Origin of the sequence: Cognataquiflexum aquatile, from assembly GCF_003316845.1 — a bacterium.
Taxonomy (GTDB): domain Bacteria; phylum Bacteroidota; class Bacteroidia; order Cytophagales; family Cyclobacteriaceae; genus Cognataquiflexum; species Cognataquiflexum aquatile.
Genome location: NZ_QMIK01000004.1, coordinates 596,974 through 611,470, shown reverse-complemented (window position 1 = coordinate 611,470; position 14,497 = coordinate 596,974). Strand labels below are relative to the sequence as shown.

Sequence of the window (14,497 nt, the reverse complement as noted above, 5' to 3'; positions counted from 1 at the left end):
CTTGGAACATGATACTTTGTTCAATCAACGTCTCCTCTACTCTTGGAGAATCTAACTTCTTACTTCTAACTTCCCTCTTCATACCTTTTTTTCACTCGCTTCTCAAACTATCCACCGGATTCATCAATGCAGTTTTAATAGATTGGAAACTGACTGTAAGCATCGCAATAAGCAAAGCCACCAATCCTGCCGTGACAAAATATCCCCAATGAAGGTCAATTTTGAAGGCAAAATCTGAAAGCCATTTGTTTGCCAAATAGATACTTGCAGGAATCGAAAACAACACCGCAACAAATACCGTCTTCCCAAAATCCTGAGAAAGCAACCTCACAATACTCCAATCTGTCGCACCCAATGTTTTGCGAATACCAATTTCCTTTGTCCGCTGCTCTGTTATGAAACTTACCAAACCATACAAACCAAGGCAAGCGATGAAGATTGCCAATATGGCGCAAGTCATAATTATTGAAGCAGTCCGTTCTTCTTTTTGGTAATTTCTATGAAAATCCTCATCCAAGAATGAATAGACAAATGGGTCTGTAATCCCTGCCTTTTTCCAGGTAGATTCTGCATTTTCAAGAACCTCCTTTACTTCTTTTCCTTCGAAGCTTGCAATCAGGAATCCCCCGTTATTTCCTTTGATAAAACCATAAGGCTCGATGTTTTTGTGGAGGCTTCTAAAATGGAAATCCTTGACCACTCCGACGATTTCATAGGTGTGCAGTTCGTTCCTCCATTCATAATGCACTTGCCTTCCGACGGCAGTATGGACATCATATCCAAGAGCTTTGACAGCCGATTCATTCAAAATAATAACAGGATTTTCGGTTTTATAATCTTCTGTAAATGATCTCCCCTCTACCAATGTAAATCCCAAAGTTTCCAAAAAATCATCTCCAACGACTGCATTGGTTATGTTGATGACATTGTCCGCAGTCTTTCCCTCGGGGAAATAAAGCATGCTTTCAATATTCTCGATTCCCGGATAGGTGGAAGCCACTGTCACTGCCTTGACACCAGATTGCTGTAACAGGGAAGATTTCAATACATCATATTTTGCAACTGTAAATTCACTATTCAGGGGGACAATAAGTTTTTGCTCTTTAGAAAAACCAAGATCCTGTTTTTGTACAAAAGAAAGCTGCTGACTGATTACAAATACCATGAGAATCAGGCATGCCGAAATCGCAAACTGAAAAACCACCAACACCTGCCTCAGTGAAAATCCGGCTAAATTTCCTTTAAACCTTCCTTTTAAAATTTTGACAGGTTGAAAACCTGAAAGGAAAAAGGCAGGATAAATCCCAGCCAATAAACCTGCTGCTATAGCAAGGACCAGAATGAAAAGTATTGGAAAAAAATCCCGGTACAAATAAATTTCTTTTCCTGTCAATTGATTGAAATACGGCAATAAAATGGATGCTCCTATCATTGCTACCCCAAAACCCAAAAGTGAAATCAAAGTAGATTCTCCTAAAAATTGAAAAACCAAGGCTGTTCGGTCTGCACCGAGCAACTTTCGGATACCTACTTCTTTGGACCTCTTTTCAGATCTTGCTGTCGCCAGATTCATAAAATTGATACAGGCTATCAGGAGTATAAAAATGGCAACAGAACCAAAAACATAAAGGTTTGTCCTATTTCCTGTGATGCCAAGCTCATACTCCATCTGGGATTGGAGATAAATTTCCTTAAATGGCTGAAGCAAAAGTGATTTGCTATAACCTCCCATTGCCTTTAAATCTTCGCCGGCCCTTTGTTCAAAGTAAGGATCAAGTTTACTTTCAAATTTCTTGGAATCCGTATTCGGGATGAGTTTGACATAAGTGTAAAAAATATTGTTGGAAGCCCAATTGGTCATGCCTTTTACAGCGCCTCCGATGTCATTATTTTCCATAGAGAGAAAAAAATTGGCATCGATATGGGACTTCACTTTGCTGTCATCAAACACCCCACTGATTTTATATTCAAACTCCCCAAATGGCAAACCAATTGTCAAAGGCTGATTGGTCGGGTCAGTGTTTCCAAAAAGTTTTTGGGCAAGTGTAGACGACAGAATAATGGAATTTGGTGCCTCCAATGCCAGCTCGGGATTTCCTTTCAGAAATGGGTAATCAAAAACCTTAAAAAATGTTGAATCGACATAATATCCTTTTGTCTCAAAAAACTGCCTTTTTTCGCCATTGATATCAGTCTTAAGCAACATTTCTTCCAGACCCGGAAATTTCATAATTCTTGTCGAAGCAGCTACTTCTTCAAAATCATTTTTCAATCCTTCTGCCAATGGCCCTGGAGATCCGGCCCAAAGTGCCTCCTCTGTTTTAAGCGACACCCGATAAATCCTTTCCCCATCTTTTGTCTGGCTGTCGTAAGACAGTTCATCAAAAACAAACAAACCAATCAAAAGACAAACGGCAAGCCCAACAGCCATACCCAAAACATTGATGACGGTAAGAGATTTGTACTTTCTGAGATTTCTAAAAGATATGATGAGGCTATTTTTCCACATTTCAATTGATATTTGTATACTTAAAAGGACTTTAACTGAATGATTATAAAATTTTAGTATTTGGAAGGTTTCTCCCGCACTGTTCGCTTAACTACTTCGGTATTTTTGCTATAGGTATTTGGAATTCATCTTTTTTACTCCCATTTAAAATTACTTATCCCACTTCTTCATAATTAATTTTAAATTCATCATTTCACATTATCCCACTTCCATGCCACAAGAAAACCGCATTATTGATGAAAAAAGGCACCTTTTGAATCATTACTGGATTTCTGTCCGAACAATTTTGTCCGCCAGTGGGCAAAAAATCAAGTTCTAAAATTTTCGTAAAAGAATAAAAAGCAAAATCCACCGAGGTTTAGCCAACGGTGGATTTTTTGGTTTAAGTTCAAGAGGGTTAATTTATTCATTTTTAATCGATTTGACCGGATTGGCCAAGGCTGCTTTAACCGCTTGTCCCGAAACGGTGACTGCAGCGATTAATCCCGCCACAAGTCCGGCTACCAAAAATACCTGCCAGGAAATATTGATCTTAAAGGCAAAGTCTTCCAGCCATTGCGACATGCCATACCAAGAGATAGGTACTGCAATCAGAAACCCGAAGAGCACCAGTTTCATGAAATCTTTTCCAAGCAAAGTCACAATGTTGAATGTCTCTGCTCCCATCACTTTCCGGATTCCGATTTCCCTGGTCCGTTGTTCGGTCTCAAAAGTCGTCAATCCCAACAATCCCAAAATAGAAATCAGAACCGCCAATCCGGCAAAAAAGGTGAATATAGTCTTCACAATATTTTCAGCTTCATATTGCCTGTTGAATCCCTCATCAACAAACAGCGGATCAAATGGATAATCAGGTCTCAACTGCTGCCATTCTTCACGCAGATAAGCCATGGTTTCCTCTTTTTTGTCTGCATCGATTTTGATACTGACAAGATTGCTCCTGTCTACAGAAATCATAAAGACAATGGGCACAATGGGCTGATGCAGCGATTCGAAGTGAAAATCTTTCATCACACCGGTCACATAGCCGTTTCTTCCGCCGTAGTTAAATTGCTTTCCAACCGCTTCTTCGGCGCTCGCCCAACCGATGGCACGGACGGCGGCCTCATTGAGCACAAAGCCTTCTGTCGAATCCGTCGCCTGCAAAAAATCAAAGTTTCGGCCTGCCACGATCGGTATGCCATATGTTTGGACAAAATTGTGTGCTACATGGATGTCTGCAATCCTGACATTGACTTGGCTCAACTCTCCATTGACCTCGGCTGAAGCTCCCTGAGAATCGAGTAAGCGACCAGACGGAACCCTGCTTGAAATGCTTATTTCTTGGATGCCGGGATGGTTTTCAAGCCTGTCTTTGACAATAAGGTAATTTTGGGTGATAGACTGACTGGCAGGAAGGACGACAAGATCCTCTTTTTTGAAACCCAAGTCCTTGGACTGCATAAAATCCAGTTGGTTGATCACCACCAAAACCGCAACGATCAACATGACCGAAATCGCAAATTGTCCTGTCACCAACACTGACCGGAACTGCTTATGTCCGGCCCCGGCTTTGAATACTCCTTTCAAGACTCTTGAAGGTGAAAAACCCGATAGAAATAAGGCCGGATAACTCCCTGAAATCAAACCCACCAATATTGCCAATCCAATCAATCCTATCAGATATTCGGGATGCTGGATGAGGTTTAGACTCAACTTTTTGTCCGTAAAATCAGCAAAAACAGGAAGGAAAATATATACCAAGACAACCGCAAAGAACAAAGCAATGAGCGCCATGATGAATGACTCTCCCATAAACTGCTTCACCAATCCCGACCTGTCAGCACCCATGACTTTCCTTAATCCTACTTCCATCGACCTCAAGGAGGACCGCGCTGTAGAAAGGTTCATGAAATTGATACAGGCTATCAACAGGATAAAAAGTGCCACAGCAAGGTAGGTATACACATAATCAATGTTGCCGTTAGGCTCGATCTCCGAATCCAGGTTGGAATGAAGGTGGATGTCGGTGATAGGCCAAAGCTGTAGTCTTGTTCCTTTGGAAGCTGCCACTCCAGCTTGGTTTTCACCCATATGCCGGTCAATCAATTCCGGTAACTTGGCCTCAAATTCTTTTATATCCACCCCTTTTGCGAGCAATAGGTAGGTAGAGAAGTTATTGGAACCGAAGTTTTGCATCATCTGCTCTTCACCTCCATAGAAATCATTCACCGGCCTCATGCTAGCAAGAAAGTCCACCTGAAAGTGTGAATTGTCAGGAGTATCAGCCATCAGACCTCTGACCTGAAAGGGAGACTTTTGGCCTACCAATTCCAGTTCCAAAAACTTCCCAATCGGATTCTCATTGCCAAAATACTTCTTGGCCATGGATTCGGTGAGAAAGATCGCATCACTGAATTCCCCAAGGTCTTTTGAATTTCCTTCCAACAATTGCCAAGAGAAAACATCAAATACTTCGGGGTCAGCAAAGAAAAATCGCTCCTCGACAAATGCTTCCTGTTTGTATTTGATCAGAGGATTGAAATTAAAAAAGCGGACGACATTTTCTACATCATCTCCAAAATCAGATTTGATCAAAGGCCCAAAAGGCGGTGCAGCATGTCCGAGATGCAGACTGACTTCACCATTCTGATCATTCCAAGCCCGAGACAACCTGACAATCCGGTCGGCCTTATCATGGTACCTGTCATAACTCAGCTCATGCTGCACAAAAAGGAGTATCAAAATACTGACAGCCATCCCAATTGCCAATCCAAAAATATTGATCAACACATAAAGCGGATGCTTCTTGGTGTTTCTAAGGACGATTTTGAAGTAGTTGCTGACCATGGTTGGGGGAAGGTTTTTAGTGAATGGTTGTAATTGTTGGAGTGGTTGTAGTGGTTGTCAGGTTATCGAGTTGTCATGGTTATCATTGGTACCAGATTATCGGGTTATTGAGTTGTCATAGTTGTCGAAGTCCGTTATTCTGAGGGAAGCGAAGAATCTAAGTTCTAATTGTCTTCGCGGCTGACGAATAATTGGAAATTTAAATTCTGTAAAAAAAATGTTGGTAAAGAAGTCCTTTACCAACCTGGTGGTTTATGGGTTTGGGAGTAGAGTATTTTTGAGAGATTCTATCTTTTTTTCCATATCCTTAGTGTCATAGAATTTAACTTATTACTACAAAACTAATTTTACAAATAAACTGCAAACTGCTCACTGCCACAAACTGACCACTGCAAACTGCCTGCTGATTACTAACTCTACCTCCTAATCACTTTGGAAGAACCTGTGGAAGAAATATTGGTATTTCCGGGATTTCCTGAATAATAGACATTGCCTGAACCTGTAGATTTGACATTCAAACTCTCAACTTCTCCGATTTGGGATTGGCCGGAACCGGTTTTATTGATGGTTGCATTTTCTGCATACATTTCCTCTCCTCTAAAATCCCCTGATCCGGTCTGAGACAAAGAAAACGTGCCAACAGTCCCCGCTGCGACGGCAATAAATCCTGAGCCTGTCATGCCAACAGAAAGGTTATCGGCATTGACGTCCTTCAGGGTAATGTTTCCGGATCCTGTATTTCCCAGAGAAAGGGAACCGGTAGTGATCTCTGACTGCACTTTGATACTTCCCGAACCAGTGCTTTTGATGCCTTCTAGTTCCCTTACCGTCACATAAACAGTCAAACCGAGACTGCGGTAATTGCCTTTCTCCAAGGATATTTTCAGGGTATTGTTATCGACCTCCGTGATTACCTTGTCTAGGGAAACATTAGTGGATTCCAACCTCACTTCGTCCCTGTTTCCGGTCTGGATGATCACATCCCAACTGCCTCCGGATTGTATTTTTGAAAAGTTACCCGGAGAACGTGTTTCGGTTGCTTGCGCCAAAACTGATACGGCAATAAAGAAAAAGCAAAAAGCGAGTAAAATAGATTTGGTGGTTTTCATGATAGTTAAATAATAATTGGTTTCGAGAATAATTTCACAGATTGTGCCAAATGAAAAAGAAGCCATATCATCCAATTTTGGCCATTTTTCGATAATTTATTTGTCCGTCAACCCTCCATTTTGTTCGCTCACGGGCAAAAAGTGGAAAGAATGAATCTCGCAAAGACGCTATGACGCAAATGAAAAAGAAATAAGGGTCATAAATAAAAATTGGGCTAAGGGCGGAAAATACTTGTCATTGTCCTTTCGAACGAAGAGAGAAATCTTCGTTGCGGTTGGAAGAAATAATACAATTAAATTCAGTTTAGATTCAAAAACTCTGAATCCTTCTTCGTTTTTTAATTTCCTCCTGCTTTAGCTGGAGGTTTTGAAAAATTCAATTCCAAATTGGGCTTTAGCCAAATTTTTGACTACGGTGAATTCAATCTTTAAATCCCACCCCTCAAATTGGTTCAGCGTAATTTTTTTGGTCCACAAAAATAGTCTCGTCTCTCGCTTCTCTTCTCACACTTCATACTTCTTACTTCCCACTTCATACTTTATTCGCCTTGGTTAATTTCCGAATTCAAGTAATTTTGTCTGTAATCATTTTCAAAGAGGTAAAGGATGCTGCTGAGTAAGCTGGAGATCAAAGGTTTTAAGAGTTTTGGTGACAGGATGGTCATCCATTTTGACAAGGGAATCACCGGAGTAGTCGGTCCAAACGGTTGTGGCAAGTCCAATGTAGTGGATGCGATCCGATGGGTTCTCGGCGAACAAAAATCCCGGATGCTCCGCTCCGATAAGATGGAAAACGTGATCTTCAACGGTACCAAAAACCGCAAACCAAGCAATCTTGCCGAGGTTTCTCTGACTTTTGAAAACACCAAAAACCTCCTTCCCACAGAATACACGCACGTTACCATCACCCGGCGCTATTACCGGTCAGGGGAAAGTGAATACCTGCTCAATGGCATCGCCTGTCGACTGAAAGACATCACCAACCTATTCATGGACACAGGCATCAACTCCAACAGCTATGCCATCATCGAGCTGAAAATGATCGATGAAATCCTGAATGACAAGAACAATTCACGCCGCGAACTTTTCGAGGAAGCTGCAGGAATATCCAAATTCAAATCAAGAAAAAAGGAAACCCTGCGAAAACTTGAAGACACCGATGCTGACCTTGCAAGGGTGGAAGACATTCTTTTTGAAATAGAAAAAAACCTCAAAAGCCTCGAAAAACAGGCCAAGCAGACTGCGCGGTATTTTGAAATCAAACAGGAATACAAAGAAGCGAGCATCAACCTCGCCAAAAAATCCGTCCAAAAACATGCGGATTCGCTGATTTCTTTGAATCAAAAAGTACAGCAGGAACAAGACCGCAAGCTCCAAGTCAATACCAAAGTCGCAGAAAAAGAATCCTTATTGGAATTCAGCAAGGCTGACCTGATCCTGAAGGAAAAGCTGCTTTCCTCCCGCCAAAAGACACTTAACGAGCATGTTAACAAAATCCGGCAGTTTGAAAGTGACAAGAAAATCAAAAACGAGAGGCTGAGATTTCTAGAAGACCGGGCACAAAAACTCCGTGAACAGATCGATGCCGACCGCAAGTCCAACGACCGTGCAGGTTTCAGCATAAGATCCCTTGAGCAGGAAAGTGAATCCGCCCAAAAGATGCTCGCCGAGAAAGAAATGATCGTCGAGGAACTGCGAGCAGCTTACGAAACCCAAAAAAGAGAACAGACCCAAATCCAGGAAAGCCAAAAAGAGCTAACAAGGAATTTTTCTTCCATAAAAGACCGCGTTTACCAGCTTTCCAAAGACCAGGAAATCAAGCAAATCCAGCTTTCCACACTAAAGCAGGAACTGGAAAAGACTGCTTCTGACGATACCAATCAGGTTTCCAACTTGGCAGAGTTTGAAGACAAGATGGTTTTGCTCAAAGATATCCTTGATCTCAAATCCGCCGAGTTGTCCAAGATCAAATCCAAAGAAGAAGACCAAATCCAAAAAATAGAAGAAACCAACCGCATCATTGACATGATCCGGGAGGAAGTCACACAGACTTCCAGAAAATTGGATGCAAGACAAAATGAATTTAACCTGACAAAATCCTTGGTCGAAAACCTGGAGGGGTACCCCGAGGCGATCAAGTTTCTGAAGAAAAATTCAAGTTGGGCGAAGGACACTCCGCTCCTATCAGACATCCTGACCACCGAAGAAAAGTACAGGGTCACGATTGAAAATTACCTCGAAAACTACATGAATTACTATGTGGTCGAGACTGAGGTACAGGCGATCGCAGCAGTCAACCTTTTGAGCGATTCGGCAAAGGGAAAAGCCAATTTCTTTGTCCTGGAGCATTTCAGCAGTTTTCATCCTGCGCAAACCAAGCTTTTTGCCAATGCTATTCCTGCAACGGAGATCATCGAATACGATGACAAATACGCCAAATTGATCGGGTTTATCCTTGATGATGTCTATATCGTCAAAGGCGAATACCAGGATTTTCCATCAGACCAATCTTCGATTTTCATCACCGAAAGCGGCAAATTCACCAAGCGGAAATTCAGCGTCTCCGGTGGATCTGTGGGACTTTTTGAAGGAAAAAGAATAGGCCGGGCCAAAAACCTGGAGAAACTTGAAAAGGAAATCAAGGAACTCAACAAGAAAGTTTCCACGACCCGCGCCAATCTTGACGACAAGCTCACCGACTTGCTTAAACTCAAAGAAGTCAGCTTCAAGTCGGCCATTGAAAAGCTGCAACAGGAAATCAATGAGACCAATCAGGAGTATGTCTCTGTCCGCACAAAAAAGGAACAGTTGGCGGAACTCCTTTCTTCCAATGCCAATAAGCGAGAAGATATCCTTGACCGGATCGAATCCCTCCAATTCAGCTTGGAAACCATCATGCCCGATCTGGAAAATGAAAAAGCAGCTTTTGAAGCTTTGGAAGTAGAATTGGAAAGAATAAACCTTCAGCTCCAAACTGAAAGTGAAAGCCTCAGCCAAAAGTCTGGGGCTTTTAATCAGGAGAATATTCTGTATCACCAACAGCTCAACCGCGTCAACAGCCTTGCCCAAGAGATTGAATTCAAGCAATCAGCCTTCGAAAGCAGCAAGGAAAGGATCGAAAAATCCCAAACTGAGCATGCTTCCATTGACGCAGAGATCCGCTCTTTGCTGGATAACAATGAGATCAAAGACGACGAGCTTATCGAACTCTATTCCGAGAAGGAGGGCATAGAAAAAGGTGTCAACGAAGCAGAAAAGGACTATTATGCCTGCCGTGGGGAGATTGATGATACCGACAAGCAGATCCGTGAACTCCAAAAATCGAAAGAATCGCTCGACACTTTGATCCATGAGATGCAGCAGTCCATGAATGAAGTCAAACTTAAGCTTGCAAGTCTCAAGGAAAGACTGAGTGTGGAATTTGAAATAGATTTGGATGGATTGATGGCCGATAATCCTGCTTTGGATGAAGCTTATGCCGAGATGGCCGAATCCGAAATCCGCGAAATCGTCGGCAAAGCCAAAGAACGTTTGGAGAAAATCGGACCCATCAACCCAATGGCAATGGAAGCCTATGATGAAATCAAAGAGCGCCACACCTTTATCACAGAACAAAAAGACGACCTGATCAAAGCCAAAAACTCCCTGTTGGAAACGATCTTGGAAATCGATCAGGTAGCCAAGGATACTTTCTTGGATGCCTTTGGCAAGATCAAAGAGAACTTTATCAAAGTCTTCCGATCGCTCTTTACCGAGGAGGATCAATGCGACCTGACCTTGGTGGACCCAAGCAACCCATTGGAAAGCCCGATAGAGATCATCGCCAAACCAAAAGGAAAGCGGCCGCTGACCATCAACCAACTTTCCGGCGGGGAAAAAACCCTGACCGCCACTTCCCTGCTTTTTGCGATTTACCTTCTGAAGCCTGCACCATTCTGTATCTTCGATGAAGTGGACGCCCCGCTTGACGATGCCAACATTGACAAGTTCAACAACATCATTCATACATTTTCGAAAGAGTCCCAATTTATCATCGTGACGCACAACAAGCGCACCATGGCAAGTACCGACATCATCTATGGCATTACCATGATCGAAGCCGGTGTCTCCCGAGTTGTTCCGGTGGATCTGAGGGAGTTGGCTTAGGGATTTGTATTTTTTATTAAGTTAGATTTTCGACAAATGTGAGTCACCATTGAATTGAATTCCATTTTTTTCCTTCAAGTAAGGCAGGAAAAAATGATGATAAATTAGGAGCAGAACCTGTAAAAAATATAAATCACATTCCTTTTTGTGTTAGGCTTGCTGTTTGTTAAGGACCGATCTTTGTAACACGAACCGCAAATTCCATTCAATATAAACTCCTGCACGATATGAAATCCGAAGCCCAACTCCACACAGAAATCCTTGCTGCCACCCTAAAGATCAAAGAGTATGCACCTGAACTTGAAAAATTTATCGGTGAAATGCCTGTGACAATTCCTGATGCTGAAAGTGCTTTGGACAATAACAAAATCCTGTCGGATTACCTCGATTCCCTAAACCAGGTTCTCAAAAAGTACGAGGAAGAAAAGCTCGCCCAGTTCAAATTAAGCATCTGACCCCTAATTTTCTACAATGCATATACTCAGAGGACTATTATCATTCTTTTTTCCAAGAAGGTAATTTCCACTGTATTTTTTACCCTTTGAGATTGAATGGGCAAGTAACTCGATTTTTTTACTTTAGATTAAATTTTCTTAAAAGATCAGTTTGAAAGAGGAACTACCATGCTCCTGTTTTTTAATCTAAGGATCATAATATACTTTTAGGTCAATACCTGTTTGGAAACGCATCAAATCCCTACATTATTCCAATCTCCTTGATACCACATTTACAATGAAAAATCTCTTTCTATTTGTTTTGGCGGCAAGTCTCCTGTTTTTTTCCTGCAGCAATAATCCTGAAGTCATTGACAACAGCATCACCATTGCCGGCAAGCTTGGAAATTCTGAATCCCCCGTCATCATTGTCAGTCATAACAATGAAGAAATCACCCAAGATTCTGTAAAATCGGATGGAAGCTTTGTGTTGGCATTTGACTATGAGGAAACGGGGATTTATTCGATCCTGAACGGGGATTTGAGATTTAGCCTCTACCTCAATCCAGGTGACAGCATTTTCGTCACAGGCGACAGCAAAGAATTTGAACAGACTTTCACTGCCTCGGGTGATATGGCCCAAGAAAATGAGTACTTGAATAAAAGGGATTTTTTCTTGTATGAAAGCCGGCTATACGATCCTTATGTATTTATGGCAGTGAAAAAAGATGCCTATTTCTACAAAAAAGACAGCATTATCTCCATAGCGAAAACGTTTTATGAGGAATTGAAAAGTAAAGAAGGGATCGACACCGCCTTCCTATCTTGGGAGGAATCCTCTTTCCAATATCAGGACATATTTATGGACCAGCTTTACCCCATGTACCATGCCTTGGCCAATAAAATTCCGCAGGATTCTGTTGATTTTCCAATAGAAGAAATACGCAAAAAAATAGAAAACCTACCAATGGATAATCCTGAGCTTCTTCGGGTAGAGTTTTATGTTTATATGATTTATAGGCGGATTGAATCTTTGGCAAATGAAATCATGGAAGCGGATTCTTCTATTACAGCCATTGAAATGGCTGAATGGATTGCCATAGACTCATTGATTAAAGTACCGGAAATGGTTGATTTTTTCAAATATGGATTCATTAAGCGCAGTATGGAAAATCGAGGTCCTTTGCAAGTAGAGGAAGTTTACAACAAATTTATATCGGAAAATTCCACTCCTAAATATGTTAAAAGGTTAGAAAAAGTAAAGGCCAAATGGGATCCGATTTTACCGGGAAAACCTGTTCCTGATTTTACCTTTACTGATATCAAAGGTGATTCGGTCAAGCTGAGTGACCTTAAAGGACAATTGGTCTATATCGACATTTGGGCGACTTGGTGCGGTCCCTGCATCGCCGAGCATCCTAATTGGGATAAATTGAAAGAGGAATACAAAGACAAGCCTGTCGCTTTCCTCACAGTGTCTATTGATGATACGCGCGAACCTTGGGAAAAAATGGTGAAGAACAAAAAAATGGAAGGTTTGCAGTGGTTTGCCTCCAATGCATGGCAATCTGAACTTGCCCAATTCTTTATGGTGAATGCGATTCCAAGGTTTTTGCTTTTGGACAAAGAAGGGAAAATCATTGATCCGTCTGCGGAAAGACCTTCAGGGAAAATCAGGGAAATTCTGGACAAACATTTGGCAGGACTAGTTTAATCTGCAAATGTAGATCCTGGCTGAAGGGTTTAAGGTCAGTATAGCCGATAACGATCATTTGAAGAAGAATAAAGTATAAAATTAAAATAAATGAGATAGGTTCATTGATAATAAGGTTTTTTCGGAATTCTTTTCAGGATAAAAATCTTTAATGTTAAATATTAATAAAATATTGATGTTTTCTATTTGATAACTGTGGTTTTATTTTTTTGTCTAAAAATCATAATGTACTTTTAAGTTTATACAATTGATTTGAATTTAAGGTCAATTTATTTCCAAAGTCTATCCTTCATCTAAACCACAAACAAATGAAAAACCTAAGTCTATCCGTATTGGCAGCGAGCTTGCTATTGTTTGCATGCAGCCAAAAACCAGAAGTCATCGACAACAGTATCAAAATCTATGGAAAACTGGACAATTCGGAATTTGCGGTCATTGTCGTGAGTTTGGATGAAGATTTAGCAAAAGATTCAGTGGAATCTGATGGTTCTTTTCAATTAAAATTTGATTATCCAGAATCAGGTATGTTTATGCTTACCAATGGAGATTTGAGATTTAGTCTTTATCTGGATCCCGGGGACAGTATACATGTCAGTGGCGATGTCAAGGAGTTTGCGAAGACTTTTATAGCATCAGGCGATAAAGCCAAAGAAAATGCCTATTTGCGTAAAAAATTCAAAGCCATCAACGAAAGTGGACTTGAAAATTTTATGGAAATCATGGCCTTGAAAAAGGATGCCTATTTTTCAAAAAAAGACAGTCTCATTTCAATTGTCAAGACAAATTATGATTCTCTGATCATGGGAGAAGGCATTGACTCGGTTTTTTCGGCAATGGAGGAATCTTACTTTACCTACCAAAGCATGTTTATGGATCAGTTGTACCCAATGTATCATTCCTTTATCAATAAAATCCCGCAGGATTCTGTGGACTTCCCGGTAGAAGAGACCAAAAGAAAATTGAAAGAATTGCCTTTGGACCGAAAAGAACTTCTTGGTGTGGCTCCATATAGAAACCTGCTTGACCAACGGATCGGAGCATTGGCAGGTGAATTGATGAAAGCGGATACTACCTTAGCTTATGAAAAAGTGAGTTGGATTGCCATTGATTCATTGATCAAAGATCCTACAATCAAAGACCAATTGAAATTTGAAACCTTGAAATCTACCCTTGAATATCGTGGACCGGTACATGTGGAAGAAATGTACAGCAAGTTTTTGGCTGAAAACACCACGCCAAAATTTGCCGAAAAGGTAGAAAAACTCAAAGCCAAGTGGGAACCTATCAGTCCCGGAAAAACAGTTCCTGATTTTACATTTACTGATATCAAAGGGGATTCTGTCAAGCTGAGTGACTTAAAAGGACAATTGGTCTATATCGACATTTGGGCGACATGGTGCGGTCCCTGCATCGCCGAGCATCCCAATTGGGATAAAGTGAAAGAGGAATATAAAGACAAGCCTGTCGCTTTCCTCACAGTGTCTATTGATGATACGCGCGAACCTTGGGAAAAAATGGTGAAGAACAAAAAAATGGAAGGTTTGCAGTGGTTTGCCTCCAATGCATGGCAATCTGAACTTGCCCAATTCTTTATGGTGAATGCGATTCCAAGGTTTTTGCTTTTGGACAAAGAGGGGAAAATCATTGATCCATCTGCGGAAAGACCCTCAGGAAATATCAGGGAAATTCTGGACAAACATTTGGATAAAGCGGTTTAAAACCTTCAACCAGTCAATGACGACACTGACCGAGGCAA

Annotated in this window: 7 protein-coding genes; 4 read left to right on the top strand and 3 right to left on the bottom strand. The window is 41.2% G+C overall.

Translation table 11 applies throughout. The features are described 5' to 3' along the window. Window positions 1-91: 91 nt before the first annotated feature. The 3 genes from DQW11_RS14140 to DQW11_RS14130 all read right to left on the bottom strand — a co-directional run bounded on the left by DQW11_RS14140 (window position 92) and on the right by DQW11_RS14130 (window position 6,447). A complete protein-coding gene (locus DQW11_RS14140) occupies window positions 92-2,509 on the bottom strand; it encodes an ABC transporter permease (RefSeq protein WP_113924708.1) in 2,418 nt (805 codons plus the stop codon). Between the two features lie 402 nt (window positions 2,510-2,911). Further along, a complete protein-coding gene (locus DQW11_RS14135; RefSeq protein WP_113924707.1) occupies window positions 2,912-5,338 on the bottom strand; it encodes an ABC transporter permease in 2,427 nt (808 codons plus the stop codon). Window positions 5,339-5,754: 416 nt separating this feature from the next. Then, window positions 5,755-6,447: a head GIN domain-containing protein gene (locus DQW11_RS14130; RefSeq protein ID WP_157966125.1), complete on the bottom strand. Its 693-nt coding sequence runs from the start codon at window positions 6,445-6,447 to the stop codon at window positions 5,755-5,757. A gap of 606 nt (window positions 6,448-7,053) precedes the next feature. Between DQW11_RS14130 and smc the strand changes: the two genes are divergently transcribed. From smc to DQW11_RS14110, 4 genes are all read left to right on the top strand, one after another. Continuing rightward, entirely contained in the window at window positions 7,054-10,593 is a 3,540-nt protein-coding gene (gene smc, locus DQW11_RS14125) for a chromosome segregation protein SMC (RefSeq protein WP_113924705.1), read from the top strand. A gap of 227 nt (window positions 10,594-10,820) precedes the next feature. After that, a complete protein-coding gene (locus tag DQW11_RS14120) occupies window positions 10,821-11,048 on the top strand; it encodes a hypothetical protein (RefSeq protein WP_113924704.1) in 228 nt (75 codons plus the stop codon). A 277-nt stretch (window positions 11,049-11,325) separates the two neighbouring features. After that, window positions 11,326-12,741, top strand: a complete 1,416-nt coding sequence (locus tag DQW11_RS14115) for a TlpA family protein disulfide reductase (RefSeq protein ID WP_113924703.1) — start codon at window positions 11,326-11,328, stop codon at window positions 12,739-12,741. A gap of 308 nt (window positions 12,742-13,049) precedes the next feature. Next, a complete protein-coding gene (locus DQW11_RS14110; protein ID WP_113924702.1) occupies window positions 13,050-14,459 on the top strand; it encodes a TlpA family protein disulfide reductase in 1,410 nt (469 codons plus the stop codon). The last annotated feature ends 38 nt before the right edge of the window (window positions 14,460-14,497 follow it).

Coding starts and splice junctions, on each gene's coding strand:
- DQW11_RS14140 (WP_113924708.1), bottom strand. CDS start 2,509: ATGTGGAAAAATAGCCTCATCATATCTTTTAGAAATCTCAGAAAGTAC.
- DQW11_RS14135 (WP_113924707.1), bottom strand. CDS start 5,338: ATGGTCAGCAACTACTTCAAAATCGTCCTTAGAAACACCAAGAAGCAT.
- DQW11_RS14130 (WP_157966125.1), bottom strand. CDS start 6,447: ATGAAAACCACCAAATCTATTTTACTCGCTTTTTGCTTTTTCTTTATT.
- smc (WP_113924705.1), top strand. CDS start 7,054: ATGCTGCTGAGTAAGCTGGAGATCAAAGGTTTTAAGAGTTTTGGTGAC.
- DQW11_RS14120 (WP_113924704.1), top strand. CDS start 10,821: ATGAAATCCGAAGCCCAACTCCACACAGAAATCCTTGCTGCCACCCTA.
- DQW11_RS14115 (WP_113924703.1), top strand. CDS start 11,326: ATGAAAAATCTCTTTCTATTTGTTTTGGCGGCAAGTCTCCTGTTTTTT.
- DQW11_RS14110 (WP_113924702.1), top strand. CDS start 13,050: ATGAAAAACCTAAGTCTATCCGTATTGGCAGCGAGCTTGCTATTGTTT.